This window comes from Vibrio sp. 2130-1, from assembly GCF_033339515.1.
In genome coordinates, this window is record NZ_JAWOUT010000775.1 from 1 (window position 1) to 506 (window position 506).

Here is a 506-nt window from a genome sequence, read left to right on the forward strand (position 1 = left end):
GTCATCCAAACCCAGCAATTGCGAAACAAGTAGAGAAGATCGATACCGCAACCAATTGCGAAGTGATCGCTAAGTTTCGTTTAAATTAATGAGCAAAGGTCGGAAATAAGCTGACCTCATCACTTGGAAATGACTCAACGAAAGTTATTCGACAGTAAGTAGATACTCACTAACATATACAAAGTAAGACTTGAGCGTTTTCGATGCTCTTACTTAATTTACAAGCTTACAACGTCAATATACAAAAACGCCGGAGATTATTTCTCCGGCGTTTTTTATGTAAGCATGCTTTACTACGGCCTAAACTTGAGTTCGACCTAAAGAGATGACTACACGACGGTTCTTGTCTTTACCAATCGGCGTGCCATTATCAGCAATAGGTCGGCGCTTGCCATAACCTTGCACTTGAATACGATCCTCTGGCAAACCCAATGATTCAAAGTAAGTACGTAGAGACTCTGCTCGTCGCTCCGATAGGCTCTGGCTTTCGCTCTTACCATCGGTCG

Annotated in this window: 2 protein-coding genes; one reads left to right on the forward strand and one right to left on the reverse strand. The window is 42.7% G+C overall.

What is annotated here, in order from left to right; translation table 11 throughout:
• Positions 1-89: DUF2753 family protein (locus R7Q09_RS28630; RefSeq protein ID WP_318144270.1), on the forward strand; the 89-nt coding region annotated here is incomplete at its 5' end.
• Positions 90-300: 211 nt separating this feature from the next.
• Here the strand turns inward: R7Q09_RS28630 and R7Q09_RS28635 are convergent.
• Positions 301-506: OmpA family protein (locus R7Q09_RS28635; protein WP_318144269.1), on the reverse strand; the 206-nt coding region annotated here is incomplete at its 5' end.